Consider the following 19,161-nt stretch of genomic DNA (forward strand, 5'->3'; position numbering starts at 1 on the left):
GCTTCTACGGGTCAGCATGAGAAGGCTTTGGAATTCTTGGAGCGCTCGATACAGATTGAACCTAATGCTCCGATAACGCTTAACCTGTATGCTACTGCTTTAGCTTCTACGGGTCAGCATGAGAAGGCTTTGGAATTCTTGGAGCGCTCGATACAGATTGAACCTAATGCTCCGATAACACTTAGTCGGTATGCTACTGCTTTAGCTTCAAGTGGTCAGCATGAGAAGGCTTTACAATACTTTGAGCTATCGCTACAGCTTGAACCTAATAATCCGATAACACTTAGTCGGTATGCTACTGCTTTGGCTTCAAGTGGTCAGCATGAGAAGCTTGTTCAAATCTTGGAGCGATCGCTACAGCTTGAACCTAATGATCCGATAACACTTAATCTGTATGCTAATGCTTTAGCTTCAACGGGTCAGCATGAGAAGGCTTTACAATACTTTGAGCTATCGCTACAGCTTGAACCTAATGCTCCGATAACACTTAGTCGGTATGCTAATGCTTTAGCTTCTACGGGTCAGTATGAGAAGGCTTTACAATACTTTGAGCTATCGCTACAGCTTGAACCTAATGCTCCGATAACACTTAGTCGGTATGCTAATGCTTTGGCTTCAAATGGTCATCCCGATCAAGCTTTGCAGTTTTTTGAGCGATCGATACAGATTGAACCTAATCATCCAAGAACGCTGAGTTGTTATGCCCATACTTTAGCTACAACTGGTCAATATGAGAAGGCTTTACAATACTTTGAGCTATCCCTTCAAATTAAGCCTCAAAATGCTAGGACGCTCAGCAGTTATCTTGATTTTCAATATGCTCTGGTATTAGAGAAAGTAGGTAAACATCAAGAGGCAATCGACCAATTAAAAGCTATCAAAATTGAAGCTCTTACTCCATACCAAGCTAATGTAATTCGAGTCAACTTAGGTAGGATGTACTACCAAATTAAGCAACCAGAGAAAGGTAAAGAATATTTCAAGGCAGCCATCGCCCTTTCGGATGGCAAAGACCGAACCGATGACAAAGAGCGAACCCTGCTATACATTTCCAGAAGTATTCTTGCCACCAATCCTTATAGCGAAACAGCAGTTGAACTGCTGCGGCAGATTAAAGAAGATTCTCCACGCTATGCTCAGGCACTGGAGATGCTAACTTTAAATCTCAGTGAGGAAGACTATTTTGATATGTTCACAACTGACACCCAAACTTGGCTGAGTGATACCGAAAGGCTGAACCGGGCGATGTATCACAAAATCGCCAATGAGATCAGCATCCTCAAAGGGATTGCCTATCGAATTGTGCGCCATTCCGAACAGAAAGATCCCTTGCTAAGTGGCATCATTCAAGATATTGAGGATGTCTTTGCAGAGGTAGATAGACGACGGGTAGCGCAAAAGTTTAAAATTGAAACTATTCCTCATGATGACTATCGCCGCATCCTGGAAGTCATTTCTAAAACAGCCCATAACATCTCTGATTTCGTCAATAATCAGCTTGCTATAATTGAGTCTAAAACGCGACGAGTAATGCGGAAGCTGCAACCCAGTGCACCTCACTATTCGCAATTTGAAAAGTTATTGACGCAACTAGAATTGACCCAAACTGCCCTCAGTGACTTGAAAGCAATTAACGAAGGTATCACCATCAAAAATCATCGCTTTAAGGTGAAAAAGCTATTTGAAAAATGGGAAACAATACCTATACTCGATGGTGCTCAAATTTTTCTAGACATTCATAACGGTGATTCCGAATTCAATGGAGATGAAGAAAAAATCAAAAGCGCGTTAAATGAACTTGTAGAAAACTCCCTCAAATACAATTCAAATCAGCATAATCTAGCCATTCGCATCACTTCTCAAGATGTCATAAATCCACCCGAAATCAGAGGAAGAACGATGCCTGGTGAGCAGAAATACCTGTTAATTACCTTTTCTGATAATGGAAAAGGGGTTCCCGAACATAAGAAAGACTGGATTTTTCAACCTCTAAGAACTACCTCTCAGGAAGGAAAAGGCAGTGGCTTAGGGCTATTCATTATTCGTAAAACCTTGATCAAGATGAATGGGTACATCCGTGAAACTGGGTATAACGGAGCCAGATTTGAAATTCATATTCCCTATAAGTAGGTAAGACAAAAAAAACAATAACATTCGCTCGGCGGCCTCTTTAAAAATAGAAGGGGCGAGTTTAGTTATGGTCTATATTAAGAGCGAGTTTATTTCTGCAAAACCCGCCAGGTCCATGTTAGATTTATTTGTACCCACTTACTGAGGGAGAGAATAGGTAAGATGCAAACTGAAAACGTTCATTTGTTGGTCGTAGAGGACAACCCCGGTTTTTTAAGTGAGTTGCTGGAATGGTTGAACGATTTTGGTTATCAGCATATTGAAACCGCAACGAGCGTAACCGAGGCAAAGGAAAAGTTGAAGACTCCCTTCGATGTGATTATTGCAGATATGCGAATGGAGCAGGACGACAGTGGCTTTGCTGTTGTCAATGAGGTGAAAGCTCGAAATCTTTCTTCTGTAGTCATTATTTTGACAGCAAACGATACAGTGAGCGATTGTCGAAAAGCTTTCAAAATGGAGGCATGGGACTATATTTCCAAAAATATGAAAGGGAATATTTTTGATATTTTACATGAGTCGATTCAAGATGCGATCGCGTATTTCAACCGTTGGGGTAATATCCAAAACGAACAATGGATCGCCGAGAATCTGGAAACACTAGAACAAAATTATTGGGGTCAGTATATTGCTGTGATTAACAAAACGGTTATTGATGCAGCAGATACAGAGGAAACTTTAAATGAACGAATTGAAGAACGGCAACTCCGCCTCTTTTTAACAACAATCCGAAAAATTGGCGATCTGCGTTCTATTTCTGAGCTGATAAAGTTGCCTGAAAGTTCTAGGTTAGAATACAAAAGCACTTTTCAATGGGATGTCAACCAAGACCGTAAGAACGAGGATCTTAGGATAAACATTTTGAAAACTATTGCTGCCTTCCTAAACAGTGAAGGAGGAACATTAATTATTGGTGTGGAAAATAATGGCAATATTTTTGGCTTAGAGAAAGATTTCTCCTTACTTTCCCAAGGAAATCAGGATCAGTTTGAGCAGACAATCATACACTTAGTCGGCAATTGGATGGGTAATACCTTTACACAGCTGATCAAAACTCGCTTTGAAATCATTGAAGGTAAAAATGTTTGCGCCATTGATGTAAAAAAGTCAACCAAACCAGTTTTTTTCAAGAGCAAAAAAGGTTCGGAATTTTATATTCGAGCAGGTAATACATCAAAATCTCTTGATGCCCAAGAATTCTATAATCACCTTCAACTTTCATCTTAACTTGGGTAGCATTGGATCGCACTTTAGATCCCCAACTGCTTGAAGAAGTCGGGGATTTGGGTGTGATATTTTTCGCAAGCGTATATTTTAGGCGATCGCAAATCCGGTATGTTTGCGGACTTCCGGCGAATGAAATGCCAAAACAATGCAATTTTCAGGAACGCCACCCTCCAGTAATTCATCGGTAATGCCGTCTTCAATACCGTCATAATGAATCCAGAGTTTGCCGTTGCGAATTTCAACGTGAACGAGGCAGTAGTGAAGTCGCTTTTGGCCCTCCCAGCCTTCACTCATCAATAAAAAATCATTGCGGTCTTCGCTAACAATGACTTTGTTATTAATCTCGGCGTATCTGTACGGTAGGCTGGCATAGTACGACAGAATTTTATAAATTAAGTCGCGGTATTTGTCTAGTTTATCCATCTGGTAATAACCTCCTGAATAGTATCGACAACGATAATTTTTATTACTCCGTCTGTCAGTACAATTTGTACGATATCTTCATTAAAGAAGCTGATATAAATCTCTTCAGTAATTGCAAGATATAGGGTACGCTCTGGTTCTTTTTTCGATATTATTTTCAAATACAAAATGTATTGCCCAATCGCATTTCCCCAATCTTTTACTAGAGATTTGCCGACAAAACTTTTGATTTCAACTGCAATTCTTTGTCCATCGCGTTCGGCTGCTAGCAGCTTTTTAGCTCCCAAATCCACAAACACACTGCGAACCAAATTGCAGAGTCAAAGGATCGTCTGTAATTATCCACCGATCCTTTTCTAAAGCAGTCCTTACTTGATAATGATAAATGTCTTTTGCCATTTTTTCAACCCAGCAACTTTAAACCTTCTCCTGAACATTCTCACCCAACAAACCCCCTGGCCGAAAAGCCAAAATCACCACCAAAACCCCAAACACCCAAGCATTAGTCCAGCGGCTCGACAAATACTGATCGCTCAAAGACGAAAGCAACCCAATCAAAACCCCTCCTAACATCGCCCCGACAATATTGCCAATTCCCCCCAAAACCGCTGCCGTAAAAGCCCTCAAACCCGCCGTAAACCCCATCGTAAAAACAATAGTATTGTTGTACAGGCCAACCAGAATCCCAGCCGAACCCGCCAAAGCTCCCCCAATCAAAAAAGTTAGAGCAATAATCTGATCCACATTAATTCCCATAATTTTAGCAGCATCGCGGCTTTGAGCCGTTGCCCGCATCGCCTTTCCCAGACGAGTGTATTGCACAAAAACATGAAGCAAAACCATCAATACAACCGCCACCACCAACACAATTAAATCTTTTGTAGTAAATACAATACTCGTTTGAATTCCCAAACTTTTGAAAATATCAACTCGCGGTAACAAATCGGGAAAACTTTTCGGAGCAGCAGAATTAGAACCCATCACCGGAAGAAAAGCTTTCAATCCTCCCCAAAACAGCCCCATATTTTGGAAAATAAAAGAAACTCCAATTGCCGAAATTAAAGCAGCCAAACGGGGAGCATTTCGCAAAGGCCGATAAGCGTACTTTTCGACAACAATATTCAGTCCAGCACAAAACAACGAACATACAATTAAAGCGACTAACATCACCGGTATTGCGATATTTAAAGGTGTACCGTCTTGAATCCCAAAAGCTCCGAACACAGTTAGCGAAGCAAAAGCGCCCAACATATACAAATCGCCGTGAGCAAAATTGATTAACTCAATAATGCCGTAAACCATCGTGTAACCCAAAGCAATAATTGCAATCAGCGCCCCGTTGACCAGACCCACTAACAATTGTTGAATCAGAACTTCAGGACTGCGGATTATTTCGCCAATAATTTTGGGCAAATCAAATCCTGCGATCGGGCCTAATAGCAAAACTATATAAACTACACCTAGATAGAAGAGAATACTTTTCCAGTTCTTCATGTTTTTGAGTAATTGGGAATTGGGAATTGGGAATGGGGAATTGGGAATTGGAAATCGAGAATCGGGAATCGGGAATTGGGAATTGGGCATCGGGCATGGGACTTTGGAGGAAGAAGGAAAAAGGCATAATTTTTTATTATCCCTTCTTCCTTCTTCCCGATATCCGTTACATCCGTTACATCCGTTATAAAATCTGTTGCCGAACTTCCCTCTTCCTTCTGATTAATTATTCCGTCTTGAGCGCATTCACGAACTCCCACTTGCCACCTTTAACAACATTTCCTGACATTGTAGTCAAGCTCGTGTCGCCGTTGGTGTCAAAACTCCAAGTGCCGAGTACCCCGTTAAAATCTTTAGTTGCCAAGACAGCTTCGCGGATAGCAGCGCGGTCATTTTTGCAAACTTTATTAATTGCGCCGATCGCAACTTTAGCAGCTTCATAGGCGTAAGCTGCATAAGCTTCGGGTTCAGCATTATATTTTGCCTTGTAACTTTCGTACCACTTCGCACCCGCACCAGTCAATTCTTGAGGAGGCAAGCCGCCAAAAGTAGCGTAAATTCCTTCGGCATCTTTGCCTGCCGCGTCAATTAAAGCTTGCTCTTTAATGCCGTCGGGCCCCATGAACTTAACTGCCTCAGGCGTCATTCCGACATTTCTCATGTCTTTAATTATTTGTCCGGCATTGCTTTGAGTAGTGCCTCCAAGGTAAATCATGTCGGGATTTAAAGCTTTGATCTTATTCATTAACGCCTTATAGTCGCTAGCTTTAATATCAATTCCTTCTCTTCCGAGGACTTGAATTCCCAACTTTTTAGAAGTTGCTTCAAAAACATCAGCGATGCCTTTGCCGTAGAGTTCTTGATCGTCGAGAATGTAGACTTTTTGCACGCCTAAAGATTTCGCCCAGTTGCCAGCTACAGCACCTTGAAGGTCGTCAGCGGGGACAACGCGGCTGAAATTACGAGTGCCAGCGGGATAATAAACGTTGGGTTCTTTGGCTTCGCCTTTTCCTGGTTTCGTCAGTCCCGGATAAGTGTTGGCCGGACTGATCATGACGATGTTAGCTTGGTTGAGCACGGGAATGGAAAGTTTGGCGGCACCGGAGTTATAGTGACCGATGACGGCAACTACCGAACCGTCAGCTACGGCTTTGTTGGAGTTCGACGTTACTTGGGCCGGGTCCCATTTGCCGGCGGCGGCGGTGGCGTCATCGAAAACTTCGTATTGGATTTGGATTTTGCCGTCGCAAGCTTTGGAGTTGGTTTCGGCGAGGGCTTGTTGGATGCCGTTGACCATTGTTTGAGCTTGACCCAAGGCGCTGCCTGTCATGGGGAGCATGGAGACAATTTTGACAGTATTTGGGTCTCCGGGGCTGCTGACTGCGACGGGAGTGGCTGCAGGACTGGTTCCGGGGCTGCCTCCGGGAGTTGTGGCGGTGGGTGCTGGAGGATTTTGACAGCTAGCGCACAGAGAGGCTATTCCGGCGGCAAAAAGTAATTTCTGCAATCCTCCCAAGCCGAGATTGTGTGTTGAGTTGATTTTTGGGGATGTGGCACTTTTGCCCCCTGACTTCTGGGAAAAGTTCATAGGTTGGTTCGTTTGTTGCTTGCGTTTTTGCATATTTTTCACTCTAGTCAGTATGTAGTCAAGAGTTAGCACAAGTTTAAAAAATTTGTGTCAACTCTCAAAGATACACTGCTGCAGCAAGAAGGTCGGGACTTGGGCCATATATGATATCAATGTCGGCGATATCCAAAGTTTAGACTTGAAAAATGTCTTATTCGCCTGGTTCTGCGTGGTATTGTGCGATCGCAGTCTGGATTTCCTCGGCCGAGACGTTTGCTTGTTCTGATTTCCAGTAAATCAGGTGTAAAACAACCTGAGTCGGTGATTCAACTTGATAAATCAAACGATAGCCACCGCTCTTACCAACTTGGGCATCACTGTTTTTAGCCCGGACTTTGTAAACGGTGTATTGGGTGCCTGCAATCTAGTTTCCGATGAAGTTTCCTTGGATAATCTCATCGAGGACGGGCTGAACATCGGTTTGAATTTGGCGATACTTTTTAGCGAGTCCTTTGAGGCGACGTTTGAAAAGTGCCGTGAATTTGAGTTGGACTGGCATCTCAGACATTGATGCCGTCCCAGAGATCCTCAATGGGGAAGGTTTGTCCCGCTTTGGCTTGGTGGAGGGAGGCTTTCAGGTCAGCGAGGATTTGGTCGTTGGAGTCGGTGTCTGAGTCAAAATCCGAGTCGAAGTCTGGGGCGAGCGCGGTCTGTGTCCGACTGGTCAAAAATTCCAGGAATGTCAGGGTTTGCTCTAAAAGCGATTCAGGAGTCCGTTCGATCGCTTCTAGAAGGCGTTGTTTTATCGGCGACATAAGATGACCTCTCAATCTAGCTCCTCTCATCTTATCAGTAAGTCTAGTAAATTTTGTTTGCATCGAAAACTTAAATGTGTCTGGGATGCTCAAGTGTGGTAAATTAGCGGCTGCTATAGCAATGCTTGGATTCTCTGAATTTTGTAGTCTGAGGTTGACTCGCCCATGATTGAGTTACAAGCGGATTTAGAATATGTAGTGAGCGATCGCTTAAAAGTCTCTCTAGATGCGATCGCGCAATTTTGCCAGCGCTGGAACATAGTCGAGTTTGCCCTGTTTGGCTCGGTGCTGCGGGATGATTTTCGCCCTGATAGTGATGTGGATGTATTAGTTACTTACGATCCATCGCACCGCCTCACGCTGTCTCATTTATTGGGTATGCAAGAGGAGATAGAGCATTTATTTCAGCGATCTGTAGATCTGGTGGAAAAAAAGCTGTTAGAAAATCCCTATCTGCGATCGAACATTTTGAAAACGCATCAAGTGATTTATGCAAGCGGGCGATCGGGAGAGTGCTTCACTTTGTATTCTCCAGCCACAACTCAGATGTTTTCAGTACCCTACTGCTAAGTCTCACACCTATTTCACCTTCCGAAACAGATTCAATTGTTTGATTATTTAACTGAATTTCTAGTATCTCTGCTCTCAACCAACCCTCGTCATTACAGACAATAATTGATGCACTCTTATTTACAGTAATATTGGAAATATTAAGTATTACTACTTCACCCTTGCGGTGAACTTCTAGAGGATATCCAAGCCGACTGGAGCTTGATGGCTTGAACTCAACAAGCCCATATTTCAACAAAGAATTCCTAGCATCTTCTTTTGTTATGAAGCCCTTTTCAATATAGGAGTACAACTTAAAAATCTCATAGGTTGTAAGCAATCCTCTTTCATCTGATTGAGCATCAGCAATCTGTTGTTCGCTAAAGGGAGGATTTTTCCTTTCAATAGGAGGAAGATATCTTTGATGGTTGACTATGTAGAGGCCAAAGACATCCAAGCTATTGCGCTCTTTAGCTCTTCTATTCTTAATCTTACTTATTTGCCAACACTCACTATCTTTAGAAGTACCACCGATACCTTTAATTTCTATAACAAGCAAGCCTTTTTCTAAAGTAATCTGAATATCTTCTTCTTTGATTTATGGGTGAGTTTCATCCATATTAACTGTATTTTCAAAACCCACCCAAATGAAAAAATCTTCAATCGCTTTAACCAACGAATCTCCTGTTTCAGTTATTAAATCATGTAGAAATTTATATTTTGCTCGGTTTTTTTGTAACTCTTCTTCTATCTCAGTCAAAGCTGCTTTATATTCATCTTCTAGCTTTGCCTTTCTAGCCACAAGATCGGCTTGATTTGGGAGAAGATAATTCTCTAACTTCAACCAAGAAAACTGCTCAGAGTAAGGAAAAATCCTAGGAAATAACCCCGGCAATAGCTCATCAATAAGTTCAATCAGAAATTCCTTCTTACCATCATGTAATTGAGGGAAAGCCAAAACTACTGATGTCTCTAACGAAAAATCAATAAACCCAACTATTTCATTACTACAATTTAGCAATAGAGGAATGAAATCTTTTCTCGGCATCGACTTCCGGTCATCCTCTAACCATTGTGTAGGATGCTGAAATACAATCTCATAAATAAAATTTTTCCTATATTTATGAAGAAAAATATTTAAATCTTTACCGATATCTGAAACTACAACATTTTTACCCCTTTTATTATATTTTTTTGATAAGCACGGCATAAATTCGTATAATGACTTTTGTATGACTTCGCAATTATAATTGTTATTATGAGTTATGTTGATAGGATAATAAGTAGATATCTCATCGACCGAACAAAAAACAATAGTGAGAGTTTCTTTAGCAAAGAAGGCTCCTAAATTTTCTCGTAAAATACTTGATGATAGTGGTCGTGGATCGAATATGGTTTGAGGATATCTGCTTGATAAGACCGTTTGCTCACTTCCTTTAAAAAATGAGTGTGTGTGTTCAGACTCAATGTATTCAATAGGCTCTCGATCTTGCAAATCTACAATTATAATGTCGTATTCATGAAGATTTGGCGGAAAATCAAAGTTTAGTAGGCATTCATGTGACTTATAGCGGTCGTAGTTTGGTACTTTAACTTGAGAGCCTAATGTGCCAGAAAAACAATGTAAACCTTTAGATCCTAAAGCTTCAACAATCTCTCTATCTAAATCGATTGCACAGATTTGAGGCTTTTCTTTGCTCTGACTACTTAAATATTTGTCTTTCATCTCTACTTCCTTAGATAATTTTTTTACTCAAGTAACTATAGCGTTTATCAACAGCATGAGGTGCAAAATGTTTTCTATCGTTTTAGGAATTTCGATTTTGTTTATGTACCCTATCTACTTGAGAAAGGCTAGAGTTTACACTTTTTACGGATTTCAGATAACCTTGGTACAACATCCCAAGCCGGGAATTAGGTATATTATATCAGGACAATCACTCTTCCGCTTCCCGAAGTCACGATCGAGCGGGATGACTGTGCTAGCTAGCTAATTTCTGAGTAAGAATCGCTACAGCCACTTCGTAATCCTTTCCGAGGAGGTAAGCGAAATGATAATAGCTGGCAAGATAGAAATCGCAACCAAACTTCTGATAGCGATCGCAGATCGCCAGAAATCCATAACGGGCATCGCTGGGCTTTGTGAACCAATCACGATGGTAAGAGTCCTGAAGAAACAGGGTGAGTGTCTGTTGGTCAGCACTCGGAATCAATCGAATGGGATGGATGCTGGCATGGTGCGATCGCGGCACTGGCAGCAGCAGGTTATACTCTTCAACTGTGAGAAAATCTGCCAGACTATCTTCGGCGATCTCAAAGTAGGATTGCTCCGGTAACTTGAGAAAATGGTGCCACGCCATCCAAAATTCGTGTTTGCTGTCAAATCCTGGATCGATATCTAATCGCCACTGTCGATCCTGACATAAATCATCGAGAACATCTTGGGGCAAATCCGTGAGTTTCATGAATCGTTTCCCTGCAATCCTTTTAACCACCCATATCGGCTATTCTAAATGAATCGATCCTAACATATGGTGCGTCGCTATGAAAATTATTGCCTGATGCAGTTATCTCATAGCGACGCACCCTACAGCTATAGAAAAGATGCGGTTCTAGCAACAATGCTCAGCAATTTAAATTATTCTATCTTGTCGAACTCACGTTCCTTTAACGGTTCAAACACCAACAGTGAATCGATCGCCCGCAGAGCCTCCAACATTCGCAACTCGTGCGCTCCTGCGACAGTAATATACCGCTTTCCTTTATTCTGAAGAACCTCAACAAACTGCTGGTGCATAGTCATCCGTAAATGTTCGCTTTCTCGCGTTCCATCCTGAACAAACCCGAAATCCGGCTGAGTCAAAATATACAAATCGTAGCGGCGGCTGTCTGCAATTTGCTCGACCATCGGGTGTTCCGAACCAAGGTAACGTTTGTGCCAAATACAAGTAGCTAAAGGGTCTGTATCGCAGATAACGACTTTGTTAGCGCGAGTAGCAAGATCGTCTTCTATAGCAGCTTGTTTCTGGGCAATTTCTACAAATTCATAGCTGTCCCAAATTTCAGTATCGGGCGAATATTGCCTGCCTTCCCAGTAACACCTGCCGTATTCGGGAACCCAAGCAGTTTGATAGTGCTGTGCGAGCGATCGCGCCAGGGTAGTCGTGCCGCTCGACTCTACACCCAGCACGCAGACTCGTTTGGCAAAGTAGGCTTTGGCTGGGGGAGTCAGCATTTGCCAGTGTTCGGCTAGGTGCGATCGCAATTGCGTTCCAGAAATCGGGAATTTGAGCCGTTCGCGATCGACTGCACAGTGTTGAGCTCCCATCAGTTTTGCCCAAGCTTCGCCGTAATCTTCGGAAGTAAAAGCGATATCGGGTTTTCGCCCGGAAAGCACCTCTAGAGTCCTCTGAGCCCAAGGTTCGGGGGCTTCCGGCAAATCGTCGAGCACTTCGATAACTTCGGCGTCGGGATGCAAAAACCGAATCCACTCGGCTCTAACGCTTCCTGCAACTGCTTGATTTGTCTTGTAACAGGCGAGAACGATTAAACGGTCAACCTTTTTTTTAGCTTCTCGAATTAAGTAGTCGTGTCCTTTGTGGAAGGGGTAAAATTTGCCTACAGTAACACCGAGTATCATAAAGATTGCTGCTGTTTTAACTTTTTTTCTGAGTAAATACGCTGAAAATTTTGCAGTCCGTGAATTGCCATCAACCAAAAAATTGCGTACAAAATACTCGTCAGATATAGCCCGCGCGAGGCATACAAGGGAACGTAAATCGTGTCTGCAACAATCCACAAATACCAGCTTTCGAGATAGCGTTCCATCAGGTACAACTGGGCGATCGCGCTTAAGATGGTGGTTAGGGCGTCCCAAAATGGTGCTGCACCGCCCAAAGATACTAATACTGTTCGCAAGCCAAATACGCCAACTGTAACTAAGACTGCGGTGAGGATGAGCCAGCGTTGATCCATGCGAGATACAGGTTTTTCTGTGCTGTTTTCGCCGCCCTGCAGCCAAATATAAATTGCTCGCAAGCTCGTGATTAAATAGAAAAATTGAATCGCAACTTCGCCGTAAAGTTTAACTTGATAAAACACCGCAGCGTAGGCGATAACTCCGATTAAGCCGATCCACCAGCCTAGGGGATTGTTTTTAGCAAGCAGCCAAACGCTCCAAGCAGAAGCGATCGCGGCTATCGCTTCGATTAAGTCGAGTTGGATAGGGACAAACCACTGCACAGAAAGCAGGAGCACGAAGATGCTTGCTGCGAAGCCGATTAAGTTTGGCAGGTTCGCTTTTTTCATGGCAATCCCTATCTCGGCTGGCTATATTGACTGCGAAATCAAATCCGAATCCTTCTTTTCTTTTGAGCGATCGACACTAAAGTCTTCATAGTACGATCGCTCAGTATTCACATCCCACAAATCGTGCTTTTCGCCGAGAATATTTCTCACAGCCAGCATTCCCGTCAGCATGGAATGGTCTTGGTTGTTGTATCGGTGCATACCGTTTCGCCCGATCGTCTGCAAATTCTCAATTCCCTTCACAAAACCTTCAAGTACCTGCAAGTGTCCTCGATATTCGCCATCATAAACTGGATAAGCCTTGGGCTGCCGTATGACAACTCCATCCTCAACCTCGGCAGTTTTGGCTAACCCCAAACCAACCAACTCGCGAGTTGCTAATTCGATAAGTTCAGCGTCTGACATTTCCCAAACCTCGTCGCCTACGCTACAGAAATATTCCATTCCCAAACAACTTTTGCTGGCATCGGGAACTAAAGCGGCGCTCCAATTCTTAAAGTTTTGAATTCGTCCCACTTTGACTTCGGGGGAGTGAATGTAAATCCAGTTGTCAGGAAACAAATCCTTGCGATCGACAATCAGTGATACAATCAAAAAATCTCGATATTTGAGCGATCGCGCGGCGTGCAATACCTCTTCGGGCGGCTGCGGTTTCAGTCTTGCTACCAGTGCCGATATCGGCATACTCGTAATGAAATTATCCGCCGAATATTGAACTAATTCTCCGTTTTGCTCCGCAGTAATACTTTTAATCTTATTACCTTCACGCTCAAAGCTAATCACTTTAGTATCCAGATAAACTTTGCCGTCTTTATTCTCCACAGCTTCCGCGAACTTTTCCCACATCATCCCCGGCCCCAAAGCCGGATAATCAAACTCTTTGATTAATGTTTTAGTGTCGTTGCTGCCAAACAAAGCATTAATAATTGCTGTCGTCAGGGACAATCCTTTAATCCGCTGCGCCGCCCAATCTGCTTGAATTTCAGAACAAGGAATACCCCAAACTTTTTCCGTGTAAGTCTTAAAAAATGTTTTATACAAGCGTTCGCCAAAACGATTGATCACCCACTGTTCAAAAGTTTTTTCTTCCCTAAGTGGCCAAATTCTAACTTTCAGATAGCTCAACATAATCAACGTACTCTCAATTATGCCCAAATTAAAGAGAGTATTGAAGGCACTGATCGGATAGTTAAAAAATTTACCTCGATAAAAAATTCGCGACAATCGCGGCACTTTAATAAACTCATTTCCCAGTACCTCTTGCCACAACTGCTGCACGGCTTCAACTTTAGTATAAAAGCGGTGGCCCCCAATGTCGAAACGATAGCCTTTGTAGGTTTCTGTGCGAGCTATTCCCCCAACTTTATCACCTTTTTCTAGTACAACAGGGATGATGCCTTGCTTGACGAGCTCGTAGGCAGCAGTCAAGCCCGCAGGGCCTGCACCGACGATCGCAACAGGATAATGTTTCACTAAGCCTACCTCCAGCTTTTTGATCGAACTATACAGTTATAAATAACTCTATACAGTTATTTATAACTTGTCAAAGCGATAGATGCACCCGTAAATACCCTGAGAAACTATCGATCGACCTAATGTTGAAGGACGATTTGCCTTGATTTATTGAGCGGATACTGGCAAGCTAACTTTGCCAGTCAAGGGCTTTTTTTGGTATAAGTAGCGACCAGTGCCGATTGCAAATGCCAGTCCGCTATAAAAGTAGAAAAGCCAGTGCCACGGAATTGTTTTCACGGCAAATACGATACCGTGTTTACGGTAAAAAAATCGGTAAAGTGGTGCATTAATTGCTACCAGTGGTATGGCGAGCAAACCAGCCAGTAGCAGAAAGCTCAGCGACCAGCAGGTTCCCAAAATTGCCAGCAGGACTGCATAAGTTAAAATCACGCTGATCCGGTTTGAAACTTGCAAGTTGAGGTCGTTATTCAATTTGCGATCGCGCCAAATCAGTTCTGTCCAAGGCAGTGCTCGGTAGAAAAAGTCAGCTTTCACCATACCCATAGGTTTCCACCGCTTTAAATGTTTCACCTGCAATGTTTTGCACAGCCGAATGTTATAACCTGCTTGTTTCAAACGGTAGCCGAACTCAATATCTTCGATCGAAGCTTGGCGGTAACTCTCATTAAAGCCACCCATCTGCAAAAAAATTTCCCGGCGAATCACTCCGCAAGCGCCCCAAAAAGTCGAAGCTTCTTCGTTACCTGTTTGGTGCACGTAGTGGTGCAGCAAGTTCCTGTACTGCGATAGAAAATCAGGATCTCCTGGATCATCGTCGTAAGAGCCGATGAAAGCAGCTAAGTAGGGATTATTTTTGAACACCGATATCGCATAGCCCACAGCTTCTGGACAAACAGCGACATCAGCATCCACAAAAAACAGAATATCTCCCTTTGCAGCTTGGGCACCCAAATTCCTTGCCCGCGCTGGCCCCCCGCATTCGGGAATCCTGATGACTTTGGCGCCGAATTCCTTGGCCAGACGCCAAGAACCGTCGCTTTCGCCATCTGCTACTACAATAATCTCGATCGGTCTAGGCACAGCTTGAGCCAGTTTTGACAAACAGGTGCGGAAGTAAGCGCCCCCGTTGTGGACTGGGATAATGATGGATACAGTGGGGTCGGCGGTAGAAATCATTACCTAAATTATTTAAATTGCAGGAACCCAAATTTGCTTAAATTTTATTGTTGCTACTTTACGAAGGGTAAAATTAGCTCTACTTTTTTATTTATAACTCGATTGCTGTTTGTATTCAACTAGATTTTTTGCTGGCATTCTCGATTAGATTTTCCCCAATTCATACCTGTATTCTACGCCATATCTTGCTGAGACTGACCTGATGCAGACAACAGCTTTACAAAATCTTTAAATATAGGATTGTTTGTGTAAACTTGCGAAAAAGCACCAGCAGCATTTTTGTGCGGCTGTGTTGCACCGCACAAGACTGTGATTTTATAAGTAGGCACACCGTATAAAATCAAACATCCTTTATACGGGCACCGGGAACTGTCAGCACTTGCGCGGTACAATTTCTTTTACCGACCTCATCCACGAGTGACTCCTGAACCAAGTCTCGATCGCTACTGCGGACTCAATGCACATTTTATGACTTTTGGCAATATATATTTTTAAATATACGTCTTAAAATTCCCGACGCTGTACGATCGAGCTTTGGTAATTTGCTAACATACCCTTAGCTAGCTCCCTTTGAACCAAAACTTTTACCTAAACCATTTTTTATATTACATGATAACCTCCCAAAACACTTTAAATCAGCCATTAGTTTCAGTCATCATACCAGCTTTCAACGCTGACAATTTTATTGCTAAAACCTTAGAGTCGGTCTTATCTCAAACTTATCAAAACATAGAAGTTTTAGTAGTTGATGACGGCTCTACAGATACAACAGCCGAAATAGTCCAATCTTTTGCTCAAAAAGATAGCCGAGTCAGCTTATTCCACCAGCCAAATGCCGGCGTCGCCGTCGCCCGCAACCTAGCAATTGAAAAATCAAAAGGCGAATATATTGCTCCCATCGATGCCGACGATATTTGGTATCCCCACAACCTAGAAAAACAAGTGAAATGCCTGACTTCCTCAGCACCATCTGTCGGAGTTGTCTATTCCTGGTCAGTTGATATAAATGAAAAAGACTTGCTGACAGGTGGATTTTATAACTCCACCATCGAAGGAGAAGTTTACACAGCATTAATTTATAAATATTTTATAGGCAATGCCAGCTCATCTCTAATCCGCCGCCTTTGTTTTGCAAAAGTCGGCGGTTACAACGGCAAACTTAAACTAGAAAACGCTCAAGGCTGTGAAGACTGGGAACTTCACCTCCGCATCGCCGAACATTATCAATTTAAAGTCGTACCAGAATACTTAGTTGGCTATCGGCAGATTGCCAGCAGTATGTCTAGCAACTATGCAGCAATGGCAAAATCTCACTCTTTAATTATGGCCGATGTCCGACAGCAACATCCTGAAATTCGTAGCAGCATTTATCGCTGGTCTAGCAGCAATTTTTACATTTACTTAGCTGTTAAAAGCAACCGCAGCGGCAATCACCGGAGTACATTATCTTGGCTTTATAGAGCTTTCAAAGAAGATTTATCAATGGCACTTTTGCGACACAATTTGTATCTGCTCTTTATAGAAAGTATATTAAAAATAATAGTTACACCGCCACCTGCATCAGGGTTAGAGTTAAAACCAGCATCTGAATCCAGTGAAGGAACGACACTTGCTAGGATTGAGACGCGGACGAAGGCTCACAGAATGTTACCCTCGCAAGTATATGAAAGAATGCGATTCAACAGTTTAGGAAATCTAAAATCTAAATAAACCCAACATTGAAAAACCCGGTTTTTTGAAGAAACCGGGTTTTTCAGGAAGCTAGAGGGCGTTTAATTCTGCCTGGTTGCTCGCTCAAGAATCAGGAAAGAGAATTAAATAAAAAAATCTCCATTTTCCATGCTTCCTTCTTGCGACAGACATCGGACTGACATCCGTTACATCCGTTACATCCGTTACAAAATCCGTTGCCGAACTTCCTTCTTCCTTCTACTTAATCAATCTAAGCGTGAGAAGCTGTAGGAGTTTTAGCTTGTGGCTGCTGGCCGTCTGGCGACAGGGATTCCCCTTCAATAAACGAGCGCAACATCCAAGCCATTTGCTCGTGCTGTTCCATCAAACCAGTCAAAAAGTCTGCGGTTCCATCATCCTTAAACTCTTCACCGCATTGTTCAACGTGTTTGCGGAGATTGCGAATAATCAGTTCGTGGTCATCAACTAAACGCGCTACCATTTCCGTAGCCAAAGGCAAATCGCCGATATGTTCTTGAATCGAGCCATACTTCAGAAAACCCTCAGCAGTACCAATTGGATAGCCACCTAAAGTTCTCACCCGTTCAGCCATAGCATCGATATTTAATGTTAACGCCTGATAGTGTTCTTCCCACAACTGGTGGAGCGATCGAAACTGCGGGCCCACTACATCCCAGTGATACTTTTTGGTTTTGATTAACAGCAGATAAGCATCTGCCAGGTCGTGATTCAATAGTTCGATAACGCCTGCACGCTGCTCGTCAGATAGACCTATGTTTAACTTACGCATTGAAAATTGTTCCTTCAAATCTAACTTTACATTTATTAGAACAAATTTCCCCAACCACTTACATCAACCCAGAGGACGATCGAACTTTAGTAAAATATCTGCTTTTCAGGTTAAAGTAATTGCAATATTGATACCCTTAGATAGATGCAATAAAACTTATTGTTCTGCATCACCTTTGCTTGGTGAACACAGCGATTGGGCCGTCGGTGATTTCCCTCTCAATCCCCCTAGAGGAAAAGGCTGGAGTCTGATAGCCCGTACAAATCCAGGAATTTCTGCGGAAGTTAAGCAACATCCCACCCAAGGTTAACCAAAATCCACACACTTAATTGTGCGGGCTGCTTTAAAGGACGGCATCAGGGACTTGCAATTAAATATAACCCTGTTATCCTAGAACGCTAGGAAACAGATTTTCTCATATGAGTAGTTCTGAGCGAAAGCATCCAGGATACAAGCCCCCGGATTCATCCGTCCAGAAATAAAAAACCTGTATCCGATGAAACTTGCCCCCCGAATTTATCCGTGGGGTCAATGCTTCAATTCTTTAATCTTTAATCTAAAATCGCGCAATCGATTGATCTCTGTGATTGGGATGCTAGAAATGATATTGAGTGCAACCGCTCAATCGACGTTTAAGGATGCTGCCAAGAAACAGACGGGCGATCGCCGTCGAGACTTTAGGGCAAAAGTGGCTGAAGACTACTTTAATGTTTGAGCCGGGAAAGTAGAAACATTTCTAGGATGTAACCCTTGATAGTAGACCTCTTGCAAAATAATTTTGTGCTATTATAGAAAGTTTAGCCAATTTTATAATCTAGCAGGCTGGGCAAGTTTAAGGAGATGCCCATCAACCCAATAATTCAAAGTTTGACCTAAATTTGAGCAAACTTTTAAGGATAACACATATTTTTTTTGCAAGAGGTCTAGTGTTCAAATCGGCTTACATGAACACAGATAATCTTGGGTTTGTTAAATAGCGATAAACCGAATCACGGAGATGTATATCATGACCTGTGAGGCAGCCGGTAATCGCTGCTCATCCTTGCTCAACCCTCGATACTAAATTGAGCCAAGCAAAAGTTTGTTCAACCCAGGCTCTTTTTTTCAGTAAAACAAAGCCTTGGGTGTTGCGATCGTACAACCACCTGAATAATCCATCCCAAGCTATCCATCACCGATTGGAGAAACCGTTGACCGCTGTCACCGTGATCGACTCTAACAAACAAATACAGCCATGATACCCTTTGTCCCATCTAGTAGACCACCGGCATAAGCTGTCTGTTCGCTTCACCTTCAGGTACACTTGCTGCTGTGACCCCCACAGCACTAAGCCGAAGGTATCAACGGCAGTGTGGCGTTGTCGGCCCGCATGAAGGCTTTGTCAAACCCGACACTCTGATGAAGCATCGTTGTAGTGCCAACTCTTGAAACCTAGTTTTTGGCGGATGGCGCGTCCAAGACAGATAAAAAAAAGCAGTCCTCTGTGTTTGCGCGAAGGAGGAGATAGAGGGCAT

18 protein-coding genes and 1 pseudogene are annotated in these 19,161 nt (G+C 42.9%); 5 read left to right on the plus strand and 14 right to left on the minus strand.

Annotated features, from left to right (window positions below; translation table 11 throughout):
* A partial coding sequence (locus QUA70_RS17150; protein ID WP_333410511.1) for a tetratricopeptide repeat protein occupies positions 1 to 2,130 on the plus strand: 2,130 nt, incomplete at its 5' end.
* 162 nt (positions 2,131 to 2,292) lie between these two features.
* Positions 2,293 to 3,357, plus strand: coding sequence for an RNA-binding domain-containing protein (locus QUA70_RS17155; RefSeq protein WP_333348851.1), 1,065 nt, complete (start codon positions 2,293 to 2,295; stop codon positions 3,355 to 3,357).
* A gap of 87 nt (positions 3,358 to 3,444) precedes the next feature.
* Here QUA70_RS17155 and QUA70_RS17160 read toward each other — a convergent pair whose 3' ends face one another.
* The 6 genes and pseudogenes from QUA70_RS17160 to QUA70_RS17185 all read right to left on the minus strand — a co-directional run bounded on the left by QUA70_RS17160 (position 3,445) and on the right by QUA70_RS17185 (position 7,656).
* A complete protein-coding gene (locus QUA70_RS17160) occupies positions 3,445 to 3,780 on the minus strand; it encodes a XisI protein (RefSeq protein ID WP_333316135.1) in 336 nt (111 codons plus the stop codon).
* A pseudogene (locus QUA70_RS17165) lies at positions 3,768 to 4,179 on the minus strand (element excision factor XisH family protein). Before QUA70_RS17165 ends, QUA70_RS17160 begins: the two are co-directional and overlap by 13 nt.
* A gap of 18 nt (positions 4,180 to 4,197) precedes the next feature.
* A complete protein-coding gene (locus QUA70_RS17170; RefSeq protein ID WP_333348853.1) occupies positions 4,198 to 5,364 on the minus strand; it encodes a branched-chain amino acid ABC transporter permease in 1,167 nt (388 codons plus the stop codon).
* 136 nt (positions 5,365 to 5,500) lie between these two features.
* Positions 5,501 to 6,895: a branched-chain amino acid ABC transporter substrate-binding protein gene (locus tag QUA70_RS17175; protein ID WP_333336209.1), complete on the minus strand. Its 1,395-nt coding sequence runs from the start codon at positions 6,893 to 6,895 to the stop codon at positions 5,501 to 5,503.
* 370 nt (positions 6,896 to 7,265) lie between these two features.
* Complete coding sequence (locus QUA70_RS17180; RefSeq protein WP_333336206.1) at positions 7,266 to 7,409, minus strand: hypothetical protein; 144 nt, start codon at positions 7,407 to 7,409, stop codon at positions 7,266 to 7,268.
* Positions 7,402 to 7,656, minus strand: coding sequence for a hypothetical protein (locus QUA70_RS17185; RefSeq protein ID WP_333348855.1), 255 nt, complete (start codon positions 7,654 to 7,656; stop codon positions 7,402 to 7,404). Before QUA70_RS17185 ends, QUA70_RS17180 begins: the two co-directional genes overlap by 8 nt.
* Positions 7,657 to 7,821: 165 nt before the next feature.
* On the opposite strand from QUA70_RS17185, the gene QUA70_RS17190 reads away from it, so the two are divergent.
* Positions 7,822 to 8,226 (plus strand): nucleotidyltransferase family protein, encoded by a 405-nt coding sequence (locus QUA70_RS17190; RefSeq protein WP_333348857.1) that lies wholly within the window; start codon positions 7,822 to 7,824, stop codon positions 8,224 to 8,226.
* Here the strand turns inward: QUA70_RS17190 and QUA70_RS17195 are convergent.
* The 7 genes from QUA70_RS17195 to QUA70_RS17225 all read right to left on the minus strand — a co-directional run bounded on the left by QUA70_RS17195 (position 8,174) and on the right by QUA70_RS17225 (position 15,165).
* Positions 8,174 to 8,764, minus strand: coding sequence for a hypothetical protein (locus QUA70_RS17195; protein WP_333348859.1), 591 nt, complete (start codon positions 8,762 to 8,764; stop codon positions 8,174 to 8,176). The genes QUA70_RS17190 and QUA70_RS17195 overlap by 53 nt on opposite strands.
* Positions 8,765 to 8,803: 39 nt before the next feature.
* The gene (locus tag QUA70_RS17200) at positions 8,804 to 9,931 is read right to left on the minus strand and encodes a hypothetical protein (protein ID WP_333348861.1); all 1,128 of its coding nucleotides are present in this window, start codon (positions 9,929 to 9,931) and stop codon (positions 8,804 to 8,806) included.
* Between the two features lie 256 nt (positions 9,932 to 10,187).
* The gene (locus QUA70_RS17205) at positions 10,188 to 10,670 is read right to left on the minus strand and encodes a hypothetical protein (RefSeq protein WP_333348863.1); all 483 of its coding nucleotides are present in this window, start codon (positions 10,668 to 10,670) and stop codon (positions 10,188 to 10,190) included.
* Positions 10,671 to 10,843: 173 nt separating this feature from the next.
* Positions 10,844 to 11,845, minus strand: a complete 1,002-nt coding sequence (locus QUA70_RS17210; RefSeq protein WP_333348864.1) for an AAA family ATPase — start codon at positions 11,843 to 11,845, stop codon at positions 10,844 to 10,846.
* Positions 11,842 to 12,513: a nicotinamide riboside transporter PnuC gene (pnuC, locus tag QUA70_RS17215; protein WP_333348866.1), complete on the minus strand. Its 672-nt coding sequence runs from the start codon at positions 12,511 to 12,513 to the stop codon at positions 11,842 to 11,844. The genes QUA70_RS17210 and pnuC overlap by 4 nt, the downstream gene beginning before the upstream one ends.
* 21 nt (positions 12,514 to 12,534) lie before the next feature.
* Positions 12,535 to 13,986: an NAD(P)/FAD-dependent oxidoreductase gene (locus QUA70_RS17220; protein WP_333348868.1), complete on the minus strand. Its 1,452-nt coding sequence runs from the start codon at positions 13,984 to 13,986 to the stop codon at positions 12,535 to 12,537.
* Positions 13,987 to 14,133: 147 nt separating this feature from the next.
* Complete coding sequence (locus QUA70_RS17225; RefSeq protein ID WP_333335947.1) at positions 14,134 to 15,165, minus strand: glycosyltransferase family 2 protein; 1,032 nt, start codon at positions 15,163 to 15,165, stop codon at positions 14,134 to 14,136.
* 609 nt (positions 15,166 to 15,774) lie between these two features.
* Between QUA70_RS17225 and QUA70_RS17230 the strand changes: the two genes are divergently transcribed.
* The gene (locus QUA70_RS17230; protein ID WP_333335950.1) at positions 15,775 to 16,875 is read left to right on the plus strand and encodes a glycosyltransferase family A protein; all 1,101 of its coding nucleotides are present in this window, start codon (positions 15,775 to 15,777) and stop codon (positions 16,873 to 16,875) included.
* A 232-nt stretch (positions 16,876 to 17,107) separates the two neighbouring features.
* On the opposite strand, the gene QUA70_RS17235 is transcribed toward QUA70_RS17230, so the two are convergent.
* Positions 17,108 to 17,647, minus strand: coding sequence for a Dps family protein (locus QUA70_RS17235; protein WP_333205474.1), 540 nt, complete (start codon positions 17,645 to 17,647; stop codon positions 17,108 to 17,110).
* A 496-nt stretch (positions 17,648 to 18,143) separates the two neighbouring features.
* Here QUA70_RS17235 and QUA70_RS17240 point away from each other — a divergent pair, with 496 nt between their 5' ends.
* Complete coding sequence (locus QUA70_RS17240; RefSeq protein ID WP_333410513.1) at positions 18,144 to 18,362, plus strand: hypothetical protein; 219 nt, start codon at positions 18,144 to 18,146, stop codon at positions 18,360 to 18,362.
* Positions 18,363 to 19,161: the final 799 nt, after the last annotated feature.

This window comes from Microcoleus sp. LAD1_D5, from assembly GCF_036702115.1.
In the GTDB taxonomy this organism is placed as follows: Bacteria; Cyanobacteriota; Cyanobacteriia; order Cyanobacteriales; family Microcoleaceae; genus Microcoleus.

Bases quoted from the DNA above. Each gene is read 5' to 3' on its own strand.
- QUA70_RS17185 (WP_333348855.1), bottom strand. From the start codon at position 7,656: ATGTCGCCGATAAAACAACGCCTTCTAGAAGCGATCGAACGGACTCCT.
- QUA70_RS17225 (WP_333335947.1), bottom strand. From the start codon at position 15,165: ATGATTTCTACCGCCGACCCCACTGTATCCATCATTATCCCAGTCCAC.
- QUA70_RS17170 (WP_333348853.1), bottom strand. From the start codon at position 5,364: ATGCCCAATTCCCAATTCCCGATTCCCGATTCTCGATTTCCAATTCCC.
- pnuC (WP_333348866.1), bottom strand. From the start codon at position 12,513: ATGAAAAAAGCGAACCTGCCAAACTTAATCGGCTTCGCAGCAAGCATC.
- QUA70_RS17240 (WP_333410513.1), top strand. From the start codon at position 18,144: ATGAAACTTGCCCCCCGAATTTATCCGTGGGGTCAATGCTTCAATTCT.
- QUA70_RS17235 (WP_333205474.1), bottom strand. From the start codon at position 17,647: ATGCGTAAGTTAAACATAGGTCTATCTGACGAGCAGCGTGCAGGCGTT.
- QUA70_RS17155 (WP_333348851.1), top strand. From the start codon at position 2,293: ATGCAAACTGAAAACGTTCATTTGTTGGTCGTAGAGGACAACCCCGGT.
- QUA70_RS17230 (WP_333335950.1), top strand. From the start codon at position 15,775: ATGATAACCTCCCAAAACACTTTAAATCAGCCATTAGTTTCAGTCATC.
- QUA70_RS17200 (WP_333348861.1), bottom strand. From the start codon at position 9,931: ATGAAAGACAAATATTTAAGTAGTCAGAGCAAAGAAAAGCCTCAAATC.
- QUA70_RS17205 (WP_333348863.1), bottom strand. From the start codon at position 10,670: ATGAAACTCACGGATTTGCCCCAAGATGTTCTCGATGATTTATGTCAG.
- QUA70_RS17180 (WP_333336206.1), bottom strand. From the start codon at position 7,409: ATGTCTGAGATGCCAGTCCAACTCAAATTCACGGCACTTTTCAAACGT.
- QUA70_RS17160 (WP_333316135.1), bottom strand. From the start codon at position 3,780: ATGGATAAACTAGACAAATACCGCGACTTAATTTATAAAATTCTGTCG.
- QUA70_RS17210 (WP_333348864.1), bottom strand. From the start codon at position 11,845: ATGATACTCGGTGTTACTGTAGGCAAATTTTACCCCTTCCACAAAGGA.
- QUA70_RS17190 (WP_333348857.1), top strand. From the start codon at position 7,822: ATGATTGAGTTACAAGCGGATTTAGAATATGTAGTGAGCGATCGCTTA.
- QUA70_RS17175 (WP_333336209.1), bottom strand. From the start codon at position 6,895: ATGCAAAAACGCAAGCAACAAACGAACCAACCTATGAACTTTTCCCAG.